Annotated in this window: 18 protein-coding genes; 9 read left to right on the top strand and 9 right to left on the bottom strand. The window is 72.7% G+C overall.

The features are described from left to right. Nucleotides 1-294: 294 nt before the first annotated feature. Nucleotides 295-1,095 (bottom strand): enoyl-CoA hydratase/isomerase family protein, encoded by an 801-nt coding sequence (locus tag ACIG0D_RS17250; protein ID WP_399801268.1) that lies wholly within the window; start codon nt 1,093-1,095, stop codon nt 295-297. Between the two features lie 354 nt (nt 1,096-1,449). After that, a complete protein-coding gene (locus tag ACIG0D_RS17245) occupies nt 1,450-1,746 on the bottom strand; it encodes a hypothetical protein (protein ID WP_399801186.1) in 297 nt (98 codons plus the stop codon). Between the two features lie 79 nt (nt 1,747-1,825). Between ACIG0D_RS17245 and ACIG0D_RS17240 the strand changes: the two genes are divergently transcribed. Beyond that, on the top strand, nt 1,826-2,413 hold the full coding sequence (locus ACIG0D_RS17240) for a hypothetical protein (protein WP_399801184.1): 588 nt from the start codon (nt 1,826-1,828) through the stop codon (nt 2,411-2,413). Nucleotides 2,414-2,453: 40 nt separating this feature from the next. Here the strand turns inward: ACIG0D_RS17240 and ACIG0D_RS17235 are convergent, their stop codons facing one another. Further along, nucleotides 2,454-3,575 (bottom strand): adenylate/guanylate cyclase domain-containing protein, encoded by a 1,122-nt coding sequence (locus ACIG0D_RS17235; RefSeq protein ID WP_399801182.1) that lies wholly within the window; start codon nt 3,573-3,575, stop codon nt 2,454-2,456. A gap of 213 nt (nt 3,576-3,788) precedes the next feature. Beyond that, entirely contained in the window at nt 3,789-4,649 is an 861-nt protein-coding gene (locus ACIG0D_RS17230) for a biotin--[acetyl-CoA-carboxylase] ligase (protein ID WP_399801180.1), read from the bottom strand. Between the two features lie 110 nt (nt 4,650-4,759). Here ACIG0D_RS17230 and ACIG0D_RS17225 point away from each other — a divergent pair, with 110 nt between their 5' ends. Together ACIG0D_RS17225 and ACIG0D_RS17220 are read left to right on the top strand one after the other, a co-directional pair. Continuing rightward, nucleotides 4,760-6,343, top strand: a complete 1,584-nt coding sequence (locus tag ACIG0D_RS17225) for an acyl-CoA carboxylase subunit beta (protein ID WP_399801177.1) — start codon at nt 4,760-4,762, stop codon at nt 6,341-6,343. 30 nt (nt 6,344-6,373) lie between these two features. Continuing rightward, nucleotides 6,374-6,583 (top strand): acyl-CoA carboxylase epsilon subunit, encoded by a 210-nt coding sequence (locus tag ACIG0D_RS17220; protein ID WP_399801175.1) that lies wholly within the window; start codon nt 6,374-6,376, stop codon nt 6,581-6,583. A 10-nt stretch (nt 6,584-6,593) separates the two neighbouring features. Here ACIG0D_RS17220 and ACIG0D_RS17215 read toward each other — a convergent pair whose 3' ends face one another. Next, entirely contained in the window at nt 6,594-7,835 is a 1,242-nt protein-coding gene (locus ACIG0D_RS17215) for an SGNH/GDSL hydrolase family protein (protein WP_399801173.1), read from the bottom strand. A 123-nt stretch (nt 7,836-7,958) separates the two neighbouring features. On the opposite strand from ACIG0D_RS17215, the gene mmpB reads away from it, so the two are divergent. Together mmpB and ACIG0D_RS17205 are read left to right on the top strand one after the other, a co-directional pair. Then, entirely contained in the window at nt 7,959-8,087 is a 129-nt protein-coding gene (gene mmpB / locus ACIG0D_RS17210; RefSeq protein ID WP_365758398.1) for a morphogenic membrane protein MmpB, read from the top strand. A 49-nt stretch (nt 8,088-8,136) separates the two neighbouring features. After that, nucleotides 8,137-8,745: a Maf family protein gene (locus ACIG0D_RS17205; protein ID WP_399801169.1), complete on the top strand. Its 609-nt coding sequence runs from the start codon at nt 8,137-8,139 to the stop codon at nt 8,743-8,745. A 27-nt stretch (nt 8,746-8,772) separates the two neighbouring features. Here the strand turns inward: ACIG0D_RS17205 and ACIG0D_RS17200 are convergent, their stop codons facing one another. Next, the gene (locus ACIG0D_RS17200) at nt 8,773-9,375 is read right to left on the bottom strand and encodes a hypothetical protein (protein ID WP_399801166.1); all 603 of its coding nucleotides are present in this window, start codon (nt 9,373-9,375) and stop codon (nt 8,773-8,775) included. Nucleotides 9,376-9,747: 372 nt separating this feature from the next. Between ACIG0D_RS17200 and ACIG0D_RS17195 the strand changes: the two genes are divergently transcribed. Next, on the top strand, nt 9,748-11,523 hold the full coding sequence (locus tag ACIG0D_RS17195; RefSeq protein ID WP_399801164.1) for an acetyl/propionyl/methylcrotonyl-CoA carboxylase subunit alpha: 1,776 nt from the start codon (nt 9,748-9,750) through the stop codon (nt 11,521-11,523). Between the two features lie 210 nt (nt 11,524-11,733). Here the strand turns inward: ACIG0D_RS17195 and ACIG0D_RS17190 are convergent, their stop codons facing one another. After that, nucleotides 11,734-12,678: a DeoR/GlpR family DNA-binding transcription regulator gene (locus ACIG0D_RS17190; protein ID WP_399801162.1), complete on the bottom strand. Its 945-nt coding sequence runs from the start codon at nt 12,676-12,678 to the stop codon at nt 11,734-11,736. Between the two features lie 203 nt (nt 12,679-12,881). Next, nucleotides 12,882-14,330, bottom strand: coding sequence for an NAD(P)H-quinone dehydrogenase (locus ACIG0D_RS17185; RefSeq protein ID WP_399801159.1), 1,449 nt, complete (start codon nt 14,328-14,330; stop codon nt 12,882-12,884). Nucleotides 14,331-14,436: 106 nt separating this feature from the next. Here ACIG0D_RS17185 and ACIG0D_RS17180 point away from each other — a divergent pair, with 106 nt between their 5' ends. From ACIG0D_RS17180 to ACIG0D_RS17170, 3 genes are all read left to right on the top strand, one after another. Further along, nucleotides 14,437-14,874 (top strand): gamma-glutamylcyclotransferase, encoded by a 438-nt coding sequence (locus tag ACIG0D_RS17180; RefSeq protein ID WP_365761872.1) that lies wholly within the window; start codon nt 14,437-14,439, stop codon nt 14,872-14,874. A 125-nt stretch (nt 14,875-14,999) separates the two neighbouring features. Continuing rightward, on the top strand, nt 15,000-15,824 hold the full coding sequence (locus tag ACIG0D_RS17175) for a purine-nucleoside phosphorylase (RefSeq protein ID WP_399801156.1): 825 nt from the start codon (nt 15,000-15,002) through the stop codon (nt 15,822-15,824). 332 nt (nt 15,825-16,156) lie between these two features. After that, nucleotides 16,157-17,791: a phospho-sugar mutase gene (locus ACIG0D_RS17170; protein ID WP_399801154.1), complete on the top strand. Its 1,635-nt coding sequence runs from the start codon at nt 16,157-16,159 to the stop codon at nt 17,789-17,791. A gap of 178 nt (nt 17,792-17,969) precedes the next feature. Here ACIG0D_RS17170 and ACIG0D_RS17165 read toward each other — a convergent pair whose 3' ends face one another. Next, nucleotides 17,970-18,635, bottom strand: a complete 666-nt coding sequence (locus ACIG0D_RS17165) for a PH domain-containing protein (RefSeq protein WP_399801151.1) — start codon at nt 18,633-18,635, stop codon at nt 17,970-17,972. Nucleotides 18,636-18,749 lie beyond the last annotated feature (114 nt).

Genomic DNA, 18,749 nt, shown 5'->3' with positions numbered 1-18,749 from the left:
GCCCGCTGGACACCTGATCTCACCCGCCCGAACCGGCAAGCCCGACCGACGCCGATCTCACCCGCCCGAACCGACCAGTCCGGCCAACACCCGGTCCGCACTCGCCCCGCCCGGCAGGCCCGGTGGGCGCCAGATCTCACCCGCCGGGCCCGGCAGGCCGGACCGACGCCAGATCTCACCCGTCCAGCCCGGCAAGCCCGACCGACACCGAAAGTCCCACTCACCCGAACCGGCCAGCCCGACCGACGCCCGATCTCACCCGCCCGAACCGGCCAGCCCGGCGGACGCCGGCTCTCACTCGCCCGGCCACTGGGGCTTCCGCTTCTCGTTGAAGGCGGCCACTCCCTCCGCTCGGTCGCCGGAGAACGCCACCGAGCGCCAGGCGGCGTCCTCGACCTCGAGGCCGGCGGGGAGGTCGAGGCCGTGGCCGAGGCGGAGGGCGCGCTTGGCCGCGCGCAGGCCGACCGGGGAGTTCGCGGCGATACGGGAGGCCAGGGACAGGGCCTCCGCGCGGTCGCGGCCCTCGTCCACCAGCACGTCGACCAGCCCCAGCTCCCGCGCCTCGGCCGCCTCCACCCGGCGCGCCGTGAAGATCAGCTCTGCCGCGCGGGCCGCGCCCACTCTCCGGGGCAGCAGCTGCGTACCACCACCCCCGGGGATCACCCCGACCGACACCTCCGGCAGGCCCACGACCGCCGTACGGTCCGCCACGATCACATCGCAGGACAGCGCCAGCTCGAACCCTCCGCCCAGCGCGAAGCCGTGCACCGCCGCGATCGTCGGCATCGGCAGCTCCAGCACGCCGGTGTACGCCCCGCGCGTGACCGGGCGCTGCCGGAAGAGGTCCGCGTCGGTGAAGGAGTTGCGCTCCTTCAGATCCGCGCCGACGCAGAACGCCCGCTCATGCGTCGACGTCAGCACGACCACCCGCACCTCCCGGTCGGCGGACAGCGCCGCGCACGCCCCCGCGACGGACCGCGCCATCTCGGTCGACACCGCGTTCATCGCCTTGGGCCGGTCGAGCGCCAGCTCCGCGACATGGCCCTCCTCATACCGCCGGACCAGCACGAACTCCCCGAACCGCTCCTCGCTCACAACGCCCTCGTTCACGACACCCTCCGGTTAACGCGGGTTAACAGCACTCCCACGATCATGGCAGCCCCGCCCCGCCGGGAAAAGGGCCGCCGACCCCGACTCGCCCCTGGTCCACCCCCGACCCCACCCCGACGCCTTTCTCAGGGCCGACACCCCGTTCGAGTGACATCCGGCCCGACTCCCGCCCCCGCACCCCGGGGAGCGCATAGCGTGCTCCGCCACGGCGCACCGGGGGCGCACTCATCGGGGAGGGATCGATCGCATGGCACGCGAAGCGAAGACCGACACGACGGGCACTACGGGGCCGAGGGACACGATGCGTGCGACTCCTGCGCCCAGCGCGCCACCTGCGACTCACTCGACTCGTGCGACCGGTACGACCGGTACGACCGGTACGACAGGCGGAACCCGTACGACGGTTGCGACCGGCACAACGCCCAGGACCTCCACGCCCCCGAGGGCCGCCGCGACCGCCGCCACCCCCAGCGCACCCGCGCGAACCCCCACCGCCAGGACGCCCGCCACCGCCGGGACGCCCGCCCCCAGCAAGACGGCCACCACTGCCAGGACGCCCGCCACCCACGGGACGCCATCCACCGCCAGGACGCCCGCCACCCCCAGGACGCCATCCACCGCCAAGCCTGCGGCCACCACCGGCACCCCCGGAACCAGCAAGCCTTCCCCCAAGCCCCCCACCCGCGGCCGCCACCGGCGCCCCCGCCCCCGCAAAGTGCTGCTCGCCGCGGGTGGGCTCGCCGTCGCCGTGGGGGTGCTGAGCCTCATACGGCTGACTCCGGACACGGGCGTGGTCGGCGGATACGACACCGCGCGGTCCGGCCCCAGCCCCGATCCGGCAACGGCCGACGGCAACGGCGTCGACATCGGCAGCGGCAGCGGCAGCGGCAGCGGCAGCGGCACGCGCACCGGTGACCCGGCGACGACCACGGCCACCACCCTCGCCACCCCCGAACACAGCGCCTCCGCGCCGTCCGCGCTGGGCGGGGCGGACGGCGCGGCCACCGGCGTGCCGATCCCCGTCGCGACCGCCTCCCCCACGCACATCGGCATCGGCGTACCCGGCACCACGACCATCCCGCAGATTCCGAACCCGCCCGCGCCCCCACGGGCCACGAACGCGCCCCCGGCCCCTCCCGGCACCGGCCCGCGGCCGAACCCCGAGTCGCCGACGAACCCCAAGCCGAAGCCGGACCCGACCACCGCCCCGGGCCCGAGCACCGGTGCCCCCACCCCGGATCAGCCGGACGAGCCGGGCCTGTGCCTGCCGATCATCGACCTCTGCCTGGACCAGCCGGGGTAGAGCAGGCCGATCCGGCCGCCCGCCCCCGGCGCCGCGCGCCCTACGCCGACGACCCGTCCCTCCGGGTCAGCAACCACGGCTCCACCACACCCAGCCCACGCACCGGCCGCTGCCACATCGGCTGGAGCGCGAAGCGGTACACCGGCGGCTGCTCGCCCTCCTTCTCCGCGGCGGCCGCGGCCTCCGCCGCCTCCGCCTCGGAGGCCGGGGCCTCCCCGGTGCGGATCAGCTCCTCGGCGAAGGCGCTGTCGACGAGCACGGCGTCCCGGGGCGCTATCGACGTCAACCGGGAGGCCAGATTCACCGTCGTACCGAAGACATCACCCATACGGGTCGTGACCGTGCCGAAGGCGATGCCCACCCGCAGCTCGGGCATGGTCGCGTCGTTCGCCATGGTCTCGATCAGCCGCAGCGCGATCTCCGCGGCGACCCCCGCGTCGTCGGCGGCGTACAGCACCTCGTCGCCGAGGGTCTTGATCAGCCGTCCGCCGCGCGCGGCGACCAGGTCGGCGGCCGTGGTCTCGAACGCCTCGACCAGCTCGCCCAGCTCCTCCTCCTCCAGCCGGCGGGTCAGCCGGGTGAAGCCGACGAGGTCGGCGAAGCCGACGGCCAGCCGCCGGTCGACCATCTCCTCGTCGTCGGCAGCCTGGACGACCCGGCCGGTCGCGGCGGCGAGCTGCCGCCGCCAGACGTAGACCAGGAACTCCTCCAGCTCGGGCAGCAGCAGTTCCACCAGGGGATACGTGACCTCGGTGCGGGTCATGCCGGGCTCGGGCGGCTCGGTCAGGCCCTCCAGGAAGGAATCGATCTGCCACTCGGCCAGACGGGCGGTGGTCTGGCCCGTCGACCGGGCCACCTGCACCGCCATCGCCTCGCTCAGCAGGCCCGCCTCGACCAGACCGGCGAGCCGGCGCAGCGCGAGGACGTCCGCCTCGGTCAGCGCCTTGGCCTGCCCGATGTCGGCGAAGCCCATCGCCCGCCAGAAACGGGAGGCCAGCTCCATGGAGACACCGGCGCTGCGGGCCGCCTGGAAGGGGGTGTAGCGGCGTTCGGCGCCGAGGATGAGCTGTTCGAGGCGGAGTGCGAGGGGGTCCTCGCCGGGGTCGGTGCCGTCGGGCGCTGGGTTACGACCCATGCCGGAGCCCGTGTCGTCGACGGTCACGCCTGTTGCCCTTCCGATCTGCCACGGTCAGGTATCGACCGGCCTCAACTCTACGGCAGATGTGCGCCAGCTCACTCCGTCGGGCTGAGCGGGGCGGCGCATCAAGTGGTGGGTTCCTCCTGTGTGCCGGGTGCGGGTGGTTTGTGGCTGATCGCGCCCACGCGGCGGAGCCGCACATCGATACAGGCCCGCGCCCCTTACCGGGGCGCCCCATCAGGCGGGTCGCAAGTGGACGATGTCTCCCGCGCCCACGGGCTCCTGCACGCCCTCCTTCGTCGCGATCACCAGCCTGCCGTCGCCGTCCACCGCGACCGCCTCACCGATCACCGACCGGTCCCCGGGCAGCTCCGCCCGGACCACGCGCCCCAGGGTCGCGCAGCCCGCCGCGTAGGTGTCCTGGAGTCCGCAGGCCGCCGGGTCGCCGCCGGCCGCGCGCCAGCGGCCGTACCAGTCCTCCAGGGCCCGCAGCATGCCGCGCAGCAGCGGATCGCGGTCGGTGCCGACGGCCCCGGCGAGCGCCAGGGACCCCGCCTGGGGGACGGGCAGCTCGTCCGCGCGGAGGGTGACGTTGACGCCGACGCCGACGACGACGCCGTCCGCGCCGGCCCGCTCGGCGAGGATGCCGCCCGCCTTGCGTTCCTCGCCGCCCACGGTCACCAGCAGGTCGTTCGGCCATTTGAGGGCCGTGTCGACGCCCGCCGTGCGGGACAGGCCGGTGGCCACGGCGACGCCGGTGAGCAGCGGGAGCCAGCCCCAGCGGGCCACGGGCACGTCGCTCGGCCGCAGCAGTACGGAGAAGAACAGCCCGGAGCGGGGCGGGGCCGTCCACTGGCGGTCGAGGCGGCCCCGCCCGGAGGTCTGCTCCTCGGCGACGAGGATCACGCCCTCGGGCGTGTCGCCCGCGGCGGCCCGGGCCACCAGGTCGCTGTTGGTGGAGCCGGTGCGCTGCACGACCTCCACGTCCGACCACAGACCGCCCTCGCGGACCAGTGCCCGGCGCAGCGCGGCGGCGTTGAGGGGCGGCCGGTCGAGGTCGGACCAGCGGCTGTCTCCTGATGCATCTCGCGGCGTCATGCAAGCCACCCTAGGTGTGGGAAACACCGCACTGCCGACCGGTGGGTCCCCCACTACTGTACGGATGAGTAACCGTCCCCCCTTTTGAGCAGGCAGGGAGCCGCATCCCGATGTCCGAGCCGGAAGAGATCGACATTCACACGACCGCGGGGAAGCTCGCGGATCTTCAGCGCCGCATCGAGGAGGCGACGCACGCCGGCTCCGCCCGCGCGGTGGAAAAGCAGCACGCCAAGGGCAAGCTGACGGCCCGTGAGCGGATCGATCTGCTGCTGGACGAGGGCTCCTTCGTGGAGCTGGACGAGTTCGCCCGGCACCGCTCCTCGAACTTCGGCCTGGACGCCAACCGCCCCTACGGCGACGGCGTCGTCACCGGTTACGGCACCGTCGACGGCCGTCCGGTGGCCGTGTTCTCGCAGGACTTCACCGTCTTCGGCGGCGCCCTCGGCGAGGTCTACGGCCAGAAGATCGTCAAGGTGATGGACTTCGCGCTGAAGACCGGCTGCCCGGTGATCGGCATCAACGACTCCGGCGGCGCCCGTATCCAGGAGGGTGTGGCCTCGCTCGGGGCGTACGGCGAGATCTTCCGCCGCAACACCCACGCCTCCGGGGTCATCCCGCAGATCAGCCTCGTCGTCGGCCCGTGCGCGGGCGGCGCGGTCTACTCGCCCGCGATCACCGACTTCACGGTGATGGTCGACCAGACCTCGCACATGTTCATCACCGGCCCGGACGTCATCAAGACCGTCACCGGTGAGGACGTCGGCTTCGAGGAGCTGGGCGGGGCCCGGACCCACAACACGGCCTCCGGCGTGGCCCACCACATGGCGGGCGACGAGAAGGACGCCATCGAGTACGTCAAGCAGCTGCTGTCGTACCTGCCGTCCAACAACCTCTCCGAGCCCCCGGCGTTCCCGGAGGAGGCGGACCTGTCCGTCACGGACGAGGACCGCGAGCTGGACACCATCGTCCCGGACTCGGCGAACCAGCCGTACGACATGCACACCGTCATCGAGCACGTTCTCGACGACGGGGAGTTCTTCGAGACGCAGCCGCTGTTCGCGCCGAACATCCTGACCGGCTTCGGCCGGGTCGAGGGCCGTCCGGTGGGCATCGTGGCCAACCAGCCGATGCAGTTCGCGGGCTGCCTGGACATCGACGCGTCCGAGAAGGCCGCGCGGTTCGTGCGCACCTGCGACGCGTTCAACGTCCCGGTCCTCACCTTCGTGGACGTGCCGGGCTTCCTCCCGGGCGTCGACCAGGAGCACACCGGCATCATCCGGCGCGGCGCCAAGCTGATCTACGCCTACGCCGAGGCCACCGTCCCGCTGATCACCGTCATCACCCGCAAGGCGTTCGGCGGCGCCTACGACGTGATGGGCTCCAAGCACCTGGGCGCCGACCTCAACCTGGCCTGGCCCACCGCGCAGATCGCCGTCATGGGCGCGCAGGGCGCCGTCAACATCCTGCACCGCCGCGCCATCGCCGAGTCGGACGATCCGGAGGCGACCCGCGCGCGCCTGATGCAGGAGTACGAGGACACGCTCCTCAACCCCTACGTCGCGGCCGAGCGCGGCTACGTCGACGCGGTGATCATGCCCTCGGACACCCGCCGGCACATCGTCCGCGGCCTGCGTCAGCTGCGCACGAAGCGGGAATCCCTGCCCCCGAAGAAGCACGGCAACATCCCCCTGTAACCCCTGGACCCGCGGACCCTGGGAGCGGTCATGAACATCAAGGTCGTACGGGGAAACCCGACCCCGGAGGAGCTGGCCGCCGCACTGGCGGTGGTCCGCGTCCGCGCCGCGGCGGCGGCCGCCCCGCCGCCCGGCGCGCCCACCCCCCGCGACTCCTGGTCCGACCCGTCCCGGATCGCCGCGCGCCGGCTGCCGCAGCCGGGCCCGGCGACCTGGACGCGCACGTACTGGCCGAGCTGAGGCCGAGGGCTCAGCGAAGGGCCGGAGCCAGGCCCTGGCCGAGGGCCGGGGCCATGTCCTGGCCGAGGGCCGGGGCCACGCCCTGGCCGAGGGCCGGGGCCACGCCCTGGCTCAGCACGTCCGCGACGGCTTCGGCCATCACCTCGAACCCCGTGTCGTTCGGGTGCAGGTGGTCGCCGAAGTCGTACGCCGGGTGCAGCCGGTCCGGGTCCGCCGGATCGGCCAGCAGCCGCTGGAAGTCGACCACGGCGTCGTACTCGCCCGCGCCGCGGATCCACTCGTTCAGCTCGTGGCTCACCTTCGCCGCGTGCTCTCCCCAGTGGTCGGACCCGCCGAACGGCGGCAGCGTCGCGCCGATCACCCGCAGGCCCCGCTCGCGCGCCTGCCGGATCAGCTCCCGGTGGCCGTCGACGAGCTCGGCGGGCTCCACGAGCGGCGCCGGATGGTAGGTCGGCTGCTCGTCCGTCTCGCTGAAGCCGATGTCGTTCACCCCGATCAGCACGACGAGGGTGTCCACGCCCGGGTGGTCGAGGACGTCCCGGGCGAGCCGGTTCACACCCTTCTCGCCGTACCACGCGGAGTCGTTGAGCAGCAGGTTCCCGCCGATCCCGGCGTTGAGGACGGGGCGTCCGGTGCGCCGGGCGAGCGCGTCGGACCAGCGGCGGTCGGCGCCGGGCGTGGACCCGAAGCCGTCGGTGAGGGAGTCGCCGAACAGGGCGACGCCGTCCGCGCGGCCCGCGTCCACCTCGACCGCGGACAGGACGTACCAGGACTCGGTGACCGCGTCGAAGCCCGCACCCGTGACGTCGGCGAGGAGGTCTCCCGGGCCGCGGTGGCTGCGGGTGAAGGCCTGTGCGTGGAAGGTGGCCGGGCCGGTGGCGGCGTCGAAGTACAGGGTGACGGCCATCGACTCCCCGGCGGCCACCGCGAGTTCGGCCGGGTCGCTCAGGATCTGCCCGCGGGCCGGTATCGCGACCTCGTGCGCCCCCGCGAAGGTGAGGCGCCGCAGCGAGCCGGGCTCGACGGCCGCACCGGACGCCGTACGGGCGACGGAGGCGCCGGCGAGGCGCAGCGGGGAGGTGCCGTACGCGTTCGACAGCCGGATCCTCACCCGCCCGCCGCCCGCGGTGAGCCGGACGGTCTGCCGCACGGACCGGCGCCAGAAGCCCTCGCGGGACCAGTTGGGGGTGAAGCCCTCACTGGGGGCCTGGGGTGCGGCGGTCCAGGCGGTGGTGAAGTTGTCAGCGCTCATGACACACGACCCTTCCAAACAGGACTGAGGTTCCTTTAGCTTAACGGAACTCCAGCCCCTTTTGGTGAAGTTGAGTACGCGTACTCAGGCGACGCCCCGGACCGCCGCCGGACGATGGCAGGCATGCTGTGGTCCGACCCGGAGAACGAACCGCCCCAGGAGCTGCGCGACATGCAGGCCATGCTGCGGCGGCTGGGCGTTCTCATGGCGCTGGCCATGGTGCTCGCGATGATCGTCATCGGGCTCGGGTGAGACCGGAGGGACAGGTGAACCGGGGCGGCCACGCCGTTAACCTGACGGCATGACCGATCAGCCGCGCCGCCGACTCGTGCTCGCCTCCCAGTCCCCCGCCCGCCTGGGCCTGCTCCGCCAGGCCGGGCTCGACCCCGAGGTGATCGTGAGCGGCGTCGACGAGGACGCCGTCACCGCCCCCACCCCCGCCGAACTGGCCCTCGCCCTCGCCGAGGCCAAGGCCTCCGTCGTCGCGGCGCGGCCCGAGGTCATGGGTGCCATCGTGATCGGCTGCGACTCGGTCCTCGACCTGGACGGCCAGGCCCTCGGCAAGCCCGGCGACCCGGAGGAGGCCACCGCCCGCTGGAAGTCCATGCGCGGCCGGGCCGGCACCCTCCAGACCGGCCACTGCGTCTACGACACCGCGAGCGGCCGCTACGCCTCCGCCACCGCCTCCACCGTCGTCCGCTTCGGCGACCCCACCGACGAGGAGATCGCCGCCTACGTCGCCTCCGGAGAGCCCCTCCACGTCGCCGGCGCCTTCACCCTCGACGGCCGCTCGGCCCCCTTCATCGACGGCATCGACGGCGACCACGGCAACGTCATCGGCATCAGCCTCCCCCTCGTCCGCAAGCTGCTGGCCCAGCTGGGCGTCAACATCACGGACCTGTGGACGTGACACCGGGCCGGTGACCCGCGGGGGCGGTCAGGCCCTGGCCGTCCCGCCCTCCGGCAGCGTGTCGGTGGGCCGCTCGGGTGAGGCGGAGTCCGACGTCCCCATGACACCAGAAGGCCTCATGGCGTCAGAAGGCCCCATGGCGCCAGAAGACCCCGTGACGTCAGACGACCCCGTGACGCCAGACGACCCCGCGGGGTCAGAAGGCCCCGCAGGGCCGGCGGCCTCCGCGGGTGCCGCCCCCCGCCCGTCGTACGTCATCAGCAACAGCACGATCAGCCCGAGCACCAGCACCATGAACAGGAACGCCGGCCACCCCACCAGCCCCCACACGAACGCGCCCAGCAGCCCGTGCACCACGGCCGCGCTGATCAGCAGGATGCGCCCGAGGCCGGCGGCGGGACGGTCCCGGAGGGCCACGAGCAGGGCCACGAGGCCGCACAGGGCGAAGTAGAGGCCGAAGACCACGCCGCCGATCTTCGACGAGGTCGCCATGACGTCGGGGTCGAGCCCGGCGAGGGACATGTCCTGACGGTCGACCACCACTCCGAGGAACCAGTTCAGCCCCGCGATGCCCAGGGCCTCGGCGAAGAGCACGACCGCCACGATCCATGCCACCGGCCTGCGCACCACGGTTCCACCCACCTTCGACCCTCGCCGGAGCAAGGCTGCTGTTACCCCAAGTACGTTCTGGACATCGCGAACGCTACTAACGGGTAAACCACGGGACAAGACTTCCGCGCGGAGCAAAGAACCATTGGGCCATTCGTAGGGACTCCACAAAGAAACAGAGTGGCCCGCAGCACCTGATGACAGAGACCTTGACCACAGCGGACGGCTAGGGTTTCCCGCAGGAGTCCTGCGTACCACGGTGCGACAAGGGATTTCGCGGGTCGAGCGAGCCTCGAATCACGCTCCGTGTGGGCAAGCTCACCATTGGGGACGGGTCGAAGTGCCGTGTCGGCAGTCCCTAAACTCGGCTTGTTTCAAGGAGGGAGCCTCATCGTGCGCAAGGTGCTCATCGCCAACCGTGGCGAAATCGCTGTCCGCGTTGCCCGGGCCTGCCGGGACGCCGGTATCGCGAGCGTTGCCGTCTACGCCGACCCGGACCGGGACGCTCTGCATGTCCGCGCCGCGGATGAGGCGTTCGCTCTGGGCGGTGACACTCCGGCCACCAGCTATCTGGACATCGAGAAGGTCCTGAAGGCCGCCAAGGAATCCGGCGCCGACGCCATCCACCCGGGCTACGGCTTCCTCTCGGAGAACGCCGAGTTCGCCCAGGCGGTCCTCGACGCGGGCCTGATCTGGATCGGCCCGCCCCCGCAGGCCATCCGCGACCTCGGCGACAAGGTCGCCGCCCGTCACATCGCCCAGCGCGCCGGCGCCCCCCTGGTCGCGGGCACCCCCGACCCGGTCTCCGGAGCGGACGAGGTCGTGGAGTTCGCGAAGGAGCACGGCCTGCCCATCGCGATCAAGGCCGCCTTCGGTGGTGGCGGGCGCGGCCTGAAGGTCGCCCGCACCCTCGAAGAGGTCCCGGAGCTGTACGACTCGGCCGTCCGTGAGGCGGTCGCCGCCTTCGGCCGCGGCGAGTGCTTCGTCGAGCGCTACCTCGACAAGCCCCGCCACGTCGAGACCCAGTGCCTCGCCGACAAGCACGGCAACGTGGTCGTGGTCTCGACCCGTGACTGCTCCCTCCAGCGCCGCCACCAGAAGCTGGTGGAGGAGGCCCCGGCCCCGTTCCTCTCCGAGGAGCAGGTCGCCGAGCTGTACCGCGCCTCGAAGGCCATCCTGAAGGAGGCCGGCTACGTCGGCGCCGGCACCGTCGAGTTCCTGGTCGGCCTCGACGGCACGATCTCCTTCCTGGAGGTCAACACCCGCCTCCAGGTCGAGCACCCCGTCACCGAGGAGGTCGCGGGCATCGACCTGGTGCGCGAGATGTTCCGGATCGCCGACGGCGAGGAGCTCGGCTACGACGACCCGGTCCTGCGCGGCCACTCCTTCGAGTTCCGCATCAACGGCGAGGACCCGGGCCGCAACTTCCTGCCCGCCCCCGGCACGGTCACCAAGTTCGCCCCGCCCTCCGGCCCCGGCGTCCGCCTGGACGCGGGCGTGGAGTCCGGCAGCGTCATCGGCCCGGCCTGGGACTCCCTGCTCGCCAAGCTCATCGTCACCGGCCGCACCCGCAAGGAGGCCCTGGAGCGGGCCTCCCGCGCGCTGGCCGAGTTCGAGGTCGAGGGCATGGCCACCGCCATCCCGTTCCACCGCAAGGTGGTCACCGACCCGGCCTTCGCGCCGGAGCTGACCGGCTCGACCGACCCGTTCACGGTCCACACCCGCTGGATCGAGACCGAGTTCGTCAACGACATCAAGCCGTTCACGGCGCCCGCCGACACCGCGGACACCGATGAGGAAGCCGGCCGCGAGACCGTCGTCGTGGAGGTCGGCGGCAAGCGCCTGGAGGTCTCCCTGCCCTCCTCGCTCGGCATGTCCCTGGCCCGCACCGGCCTCGCCGCCGGCGCCAAGCCGAAGCGGCGCGCCGCGAAGAAGTCCGGCCCCGTCGCCTCCGGCGACACCCTCGCCTCCCCCATGCAGGGCACGATCGTCAAGATCGCCGTGGAGGAGGGTCAGGAGGTCAAGGAAGGCGACCTCGTCGTCGTCCTGGAGGCCATGAAGATGGAACAGCCCCTCAACGCCCACAAGTCGGGCACCATCAAGGGCCTCACCGCCGAGGTCGGCGCCTCCATCACCTCCGGCGCCGCCATCTGCGAGATCAAGGACTGACCCGGACCGCGTCAAACGGTTCGGCCGCGCGCCCGGCGGGGGTTTCCCCGCCGGGCGCGCGGCGTTGTCCGGCGTACGTACGCGTCGTACGGCACGACAAGCGGTCACCCTGCGACGGACACGACCGCGGGAGCGGCACCCGGCCCGCAGGAGCGGCACTGCACACCGCGGGCCACGCCGGAGACCGCCCCGCCCGGACCGCCGCGCGCCTCACCGTCGCCGCAGATCGGCCACCCGCGCGCCTCGCTCCGCCCCGGGCGGCTGTTCGGTGCCCATGACCGTGGCCGCGCGCAGCTGACCACCGGGGACCTGGCCACGGCGAGGCCCCGGAACGGGTACGTCCCGGCGCTGCTGGCGCCCCGGCGCGTCACCTCCCGCGCTGCCGTGGCCCCCGGAATTTCCCGGGGCGCCGGTGCCCGCGACGGCGATCTGGACGCCCTGGTCGGCCAGGGCCTGGAGCTCGGTGGCCGCGCGGTCGTCGTGCGGCGGGGGCTCGTCGGTGACGAGGCGGGTGATGACGTCCGTCGGCACGGTCTGGAACATGGTGTCCGTGCCGAGCTTGGTGTGGTCGGCGAGGACCACCACCTCCGCGGCGGCCTGCACGAGCGCGCGGTCGACGGAGGCGGAGAGCATGTTGGACGTGGACAGCCCGCGCTCGGCGGTGAGCCCGCTCCCGGAGAGGAAGGCCCGGGAGACCCTGAGGCCCTGGAGGGACTGTTCGGCGCCGGAGCCGACGAGGGCGTAGTTGGACCCGCGCAGCGTGCCGCCGGTCATCACGACCTCCACCCGGTTGGCGTGCGCCAGGGCCTGGGCGACCAGCAGGGAGTTGGTCACGACGGTCAGCCCGGGGATCCGGGCGAGCCGGCGGGCCAGCTCCTGCGTCGTGGTGCCCGCCCCGACGACGATGGCCTCGCCCTCTTCGACGAAGTTGGCGGCGAGGTCGGCGATGGCCGTCTTCTCGGCGGTCGCGAGATGAGACTTCTGCGGAAAGCCGGACTCCCGCGTGAATCCGCCCGGCAGTACCGCACCGCCGTGCCGGCGGTCGAGGAGTCCTTCTGCCTCCAGCGCGCGCACGTCCCGTCGTACGGTCACTTCGGAGGTCTGGACGACGCGGGCGAGTTCACGGAGCGACACGGCCCCGTTCGCTCGCACCATTTCGAGGATCAATTGGCGACGTTCTGCAGCGAACACGAAACTGACAGTAACCCCAACGACCGTCTGCTTTCAGCAGTATGCGCCGAATAACAGAAGTTGTTCGCACAGGAGGGGCGGAAGTGGTATAGGAGCCCAATTCCGCCCCCTATGCCGCACGCACGGTCGGCAACTCGCTGTGACCAGCGGGGACTTGGTTTCGGCCGTCAGCCGCCGTCGCCCGCCTTGCGGGTGTGCAGCTGCCGGGCCACCTCGGCGATCGACCCCGAAAGGGAGGGGTACACGGTGAAGGCGTTCGCGATCTGTTCGACCGTCAGATTGTTGTCGACGGCGATCGAGATCGGATGGATCAGTTCCGAAGCGCGCGGCGCCACGACGACACCGCCCACCACGATCCCGGTGCCGGGCCGGCAGAAGATCTTGACGAAGCCGTCCCGGATGCCCTGCATCTTCGCGCGCGGGTTGCGCAGCAGCGGCAGCTTCACGACCCGGGCGTCGATCTTCCCGGCGTCCACGTCGGCCTGGGTGTAGCCGACGGTCGCGATCTCGGGGTCCGTGAAGACGTTCGACGAGACGGTCTTCAGGTTCAGCGGCGCCACGGCGTCGCCCAGGAAGTGGTACATGGCGATACGGCCCTGCATGGCCGCCACCGAGGCCAGCGCGAACACCCCGGTCACGTCACCGGCGGCGTACACACCGGGAGCCGTCGTCCGGGAGACCTTGTCGGTCCAGATGTGCCCGGAGTCCCGCAGCCGGACCCCGGCCTCCTCCAGCCCCATGCCCTCGGTGTTCGGGATGGCGCCCACGGCCATCAGGCAGTGCGTACCGGTGATCACCCGCCCGTCGGCGAGCGTGACCTCGACCCGGTCACCCACCCGCTTGGCGGACTGGGCACGCGACCGCGCCATGACGTTCATGCCGCGCCGCCGGAACACGTCCTCCAGCACGGCGGCGGCGTCCGGGTCCTCTCCGGGCAGCACCCGGTCCCGCGACGACACCAGCGTCACCTTCGAACCCAGCGCCTGGTAGGCACCGGCGAACTCGGCACCGGTGACACCGGACCCGACCACGATCAGCTCCTCGGGGAGCTCGGTCAGGTCGTACACCTGCGTCCAGTTCAGGATCCGCTCACCGTCGGGCTTGGCGTCGGCCAGCTCGCGCGGATGCCCGCCCGTCGCGATCAGCACCGCGTCGGCGACCAGCGTCTCCTCGGTCCCGTCGGCGGCCCGCACCACGACCTTGCGCGACCCGTCCAGGGCCTGCTGCCCCTCCAGCCGCCCGCGCCCGCGCATCACCCGGGCGCCGGCCCGCGTCACGGACGCCGTGATGTCGTGCGACTGGGCGAGCGCGAGCCGCTTCACGCGCCGGTTGACCTTGCCGAGGTCGACCCCCACCACCCGGGCGGGCGTGTCGATGTGCGGGGTGTCGTCCGCGACGATGATCCCCAGCTCCTCGTACGACGAGTCGAAGGTGGTCATCACCTCGGCCGTCGCGATGAGCGTCTTCGACGGCACGCAGTCGGTCAGGACCGACGCACCGCCCAGACCGTCGCAGTCGACGACGGTCACCTCCGCACCGAGCTGAGCGGCGACCAGCGCCGCTTCGTATCCGCCGGGTCCGCCACCGATGATCACGATCCGAGTCACGTACTCCATTGTCCCGCACGCTTCAAGATGCGACTGCCCCGGGGGCCCGCCCGGGGTACCACAGATGTCCCAGCAACAAAAGTGACGGCCGAGCCGACTGCCGTACCCTCTCCCCATGTCGCTCTACGCCGCCTACGCCGGCAATCTCGACGCGCGGCTGATGACGCGCCGCGCTCCTCACTCGCCGCTGCGCGCCACGGGCTGGCTGAACGGCTGGCGGCTGACCTTCGGCGGCGAACAGCTCGGCTGGGAGGGCGCCCTCGCCACGATCGTCGAGGAACCCCTCTCCCAGGTTTTCGTCGCGCTCTACGACATCGCCCCGATGGACGAGGAGTCCCTGGACCGCTGGGTCGGCGTGGACCTGGACGTCTACCGCCGCCTCCAGGTCCGCGTCCACACCCTCGACGGCGAGGAACAGGCCTGGGTCTACGTCCTCAACGGCTACGAGGGCGGCCTGCCCTCGGCCCGCTATCTGGGCGAAATCGCCGACGCCGCCGAATCCGCCGGGGCACCCCACGACTACGTCATGGAACTGCGCAAACGCCCCTGCTGACCAGGTCACAACGCCCCACCAGCCCCCGCGCCCCCACGTCTCGTCGGAAACGACAAGACAACGATCGCAATCCCGTGAGCTCTGTCATCTACGCGCGTAGGCAATGCTCGGCTACCCTCGACGGCGTGAACGCATCTCTTCTTCCGGACGACATCCAGGGCGACCCCTACGCCGCCGCCGACGCCGCCGCCGCGCGCCTGCGCGAACTCACCGGCGCCGAGTCCCACGACGTCGCCCTCGTGATGGGCTCCGGCTGGGCGCCGGCCGTGGACGCGCTGGGCGCTCCCGCAGCCGAGTTCCAGGTCACCGAGCTCCCCGGCTTCCCGCCGCCGGCGGTCGAAGGGCACGGCGGCAAGATCCGCTCGTACGAGATCGGCGACAAGCGCGCCCTGGTCTTCCTCGGCCGCACCCACTACTACGAGGGCCGCGGCGTCGCCTCCGTCGCGCACGGCGTCCGCACCGCCGTCGCCGCCGGCGCGAAGACCATCGTGCTCACCAACGGCTGCGGCGGCCTGCGCGAGGGCATGCGCCCCGGCCAGCCGGTGCTGATCAGCGACCACATCAACCTGACCGCCACCTCCCCGATCGTCGGCGCCAACTTCGTCGACCTCACCGACCTGTACTCCCCGCGCCTGCGCGCCCTGTGCAAGGAGATCGACCCCACCCTCGAGGAGGGCGTCTACGCGCAGTTCCCCGGCCCGCACTACGAGACCCCGGCCGAGATCCGCATGGCCCGCGTCATCGGCGCGGACCTCGTCGGCATGTCGACCGTTCTCGAGGCCATCGCCGCCCGCGAGGCCGGCGCCGAGGTCCTGGGCATCTCCCTGGTCACCAACCTCGCCGCGGGCATGACCGGCGAGCCCCTCAACCACGAGGAAGTCCTTCAGGCCGGCCGCGACTCCGCCGCCCGCATGGGCTCCCTGCTGGCCCAGGTCCTGGGCCGCCTGTAGGCCCGACGGGGTGCCGGGCACCCCCCACGCACGGCCGACCGCCAACGGCGGGAAGGGGACGTGCCGGGGGGTGTCCGCCCGCAGCGTCCGGCGTCCAGCACCGGTCACCCTGCGAGAAACGGCCCCGCCGGACCGAGGACGGACACCCCCCGGCACGGCCCCGGCCCCGAAACGCACCGCAGGCGCTACAGCAACCCCCACACGGCCGCACAGGCCGCCGCAGGCACAGGCACAGCCCCACGCACCCGCACAGGCCGCCGCAGGCACCCGAACGCACCCCCAACCGGCACCCGCCCCCACGACGAAGCAAGACGACCGAGAGGCGACCCGACGTGACGACCGACGACCTCATCGCCCGGGCCAAGGCATGGCTGGCCGAGGACCCCGACGCGGAGACCCGCGACGAACTCGCCAAGCTCATCGAGGCCCACGACGTCCAGGAACTCACCGCCCGCTTCAGCGGCACTCTCCAGTTCGGCACCGCCGGCCTCCGCGGCGAACTCGGCGCCGGCCCCATGCGCATGAACCGCTCGGTCGTCATCCGAGCCGCCGCCGGCCTCGCCGCGTACCTGAACAAGAACGGCCACACGAACGGCCTCGTCGTCATCGGCTACGACGCCCGCCACAAGTCCCAGGACTTCGCCCTCGACACCGCCGCCGTCATGACCGGCGCCGGCCTGCGCGCGGCGATCCTCCCCCGCCCCCTCCCCACCCCCGTCCTCGCCTTCGCCATAAGGCACCTCGGCGCGGTCGCCGGCGTGGAGGTCACGGCCAGCCACAACCCGCCCCGCGACAACGGCTACAAGGTCTACCTGGGCGACGGCTCCCAGATCGTCCCGCCCGCGGACACGGACATCGCCGCCGAGATCGCCGCGATCCCGTCCCTCACCACCGTCTCCCGCCCCACCGAGGGCTGGGAGACCCTCGACGACAGCGTCCTCGACGCCTACCTGGCCCGCACCGACGCCGTCCTCTCCCCGGACTCCCCCCGCACGGCCCGCACGGTCTACACGGCCATGCACGGCGTCGGCAAGGACACCCTCCTCGCCGCCTTCGCCCGCGCCGGCTTCCCCGCCCCGGACCTCGTCGCCGAGCAGGCCGACCCGGACCCGGACTTCCCGACCGTCGCCTTCCCCAACCCGGAAGAGCCCGGCGCGATGGACCTGGCCTTCGCGAAGGCCCGCGAAACCGAGCCCGACCTGGTGATCGCCAACGACCCGGACGCCGACCGCTGCGCCGTGGCCGTCAAGGACGGCGGCGACTGGCGCATGCTCCGCGGCGACGAGGTCGGCGCGCTCCTCGCCGCCCACCTGGTGGCCCGCGGAGCCCGCGGCACCTTCGCGGAGTCGATCGTCTCCTCCTCCCTCCTCGGCCGCATCGCCGAGAAGGCGGGCCTGCCCTACGAGGAGACCCTGACGGGCTTCAAGTGGATCGCCCGCGTCGACGGCCTGCGCTACGGCTACGAGGAGGCCCTCGGCTACTGCGTCGACCCAGAGGGCGTCCGCGACAAGGACGGCATCACCGCGGCCCTGCTGATCACGGAACTCGCCTCGGCCCTCAAGGAGCAGAACCGCACCCTGCTCGACCTCCTCGACGACCTCGCCGTGGAGCACGGCCTGCACGCCACGGACCAGCTCTCGGTCCGCGTGCAGGACCTGTCCCTCATCGCGGACGCGATGCGCCGCCTGCGCGAGCAGCCCCCGACCCAACTCGCCGGCCTGCCGATCACGAACGCCGAGGACCTCACCCAGGGCACGGAGAAGCTCCCGCCCACCGACGGCCTGCGCTACACCCTGGAGGGCGCCCGCGTCATCGTCCGTCCCAGCGGCACGGAACCGAAGCTGAAGTGCTACCTGGAGGTCGTCGTCCCGGTGGCGACCCACGCCGACCTCCCGGCCGCCCGCACCCGGGCGACGGACCTGCTGGCCGCGATCAAGCGCGACCTCTCGGCAGCGGCGGGCATCTGACACGAGGGGTGCCATGGGGAACCCAGGGGCTCTCCATGGCACCCACCCCGCACCTCACCGGCGCGGTGAGAAGGAGCGAGCGTGCGGTGGCAACCCTCCTCCCAGGCACCCACACCGCCCAGGCACCCACAGGGCCCGGGCATCCACAGGGCCCGGGCATCCACAGGCCCCTTCGGACTCAGCCGAGCCCGAGCAGCACCCCCAGCAGCACCGCCCCCACCACCGCCGGCGCCACGATCTCGTACGCCCACCGCACGGTGACCTGCCCCTGCGCCGCCTCGGCCGTCTCGTGCGCCTCCAGCAGCTCCCGCAGCTCGTCCATGATCTGGTCGGTCTGCGCCCGCACCGGCCCGTCCGGCACGGCCCCGCCACCCGGCACGGCCCCGCCACCGAACCCGGCGAGCCCCCCGAGCCCGCGCTCGCGGCCGGCACGGCCCCCGGCCGGCTCCACCGCCCGCCGGGCCTCCCGCCGCGCCGCCTTCTTCCGGGCCCGCAGGGACACCGGTATGGCCCACAGCTGGTACTTCCTGCCGGACTTGGCGACGACCTCGTTCGAATACCCGGACCGCAGCGAGGCGACCTCGCCCCAGGGCAGCACGACGACCCGGAAGGGGTTGCGGATCCGCAGCCGGTCGTCGTTCGCGGCGACGGCGGGCCGCAGCGTGAAGGCGGTCACGAGCGGCACCACCAGCAGCAGCGTCGCCAGCGCCAGCCACGGCGTGCGCCCGTCACCGGCGACCATCGCGTCGATGCCGAGCCACGCGGCGAGGCCGAGCAGCAGCACACCTCCGGCGATGCCCGCGGGCGACCGGTAGATCCGATCCTTGGACTCGGTGGTCGTCATGGCCCCGATTCTGCCCGACGCCACCGACAACGCCCACGGCCCGCCGCCCCAGCCACCACCCGCCCCCCCCCACCGCGCCTCGTCCGCCGACGCTCATCCGTGGCGCCGAGCCCC

Origin of the sequence: Streptomyces sp. NPDC052773, from assembly GCF_044547145.1 — a bacterium.
Lineage (GTDB): Bacteria > Actinomycetota > Actinomycetes > Streptomycetales > Streptomycetaceae > Streptomyces.
Note: the sequence above shows the minus strand (reverse complement) of the source record. Positions and strands in the feature narration are given on the sequence as shown.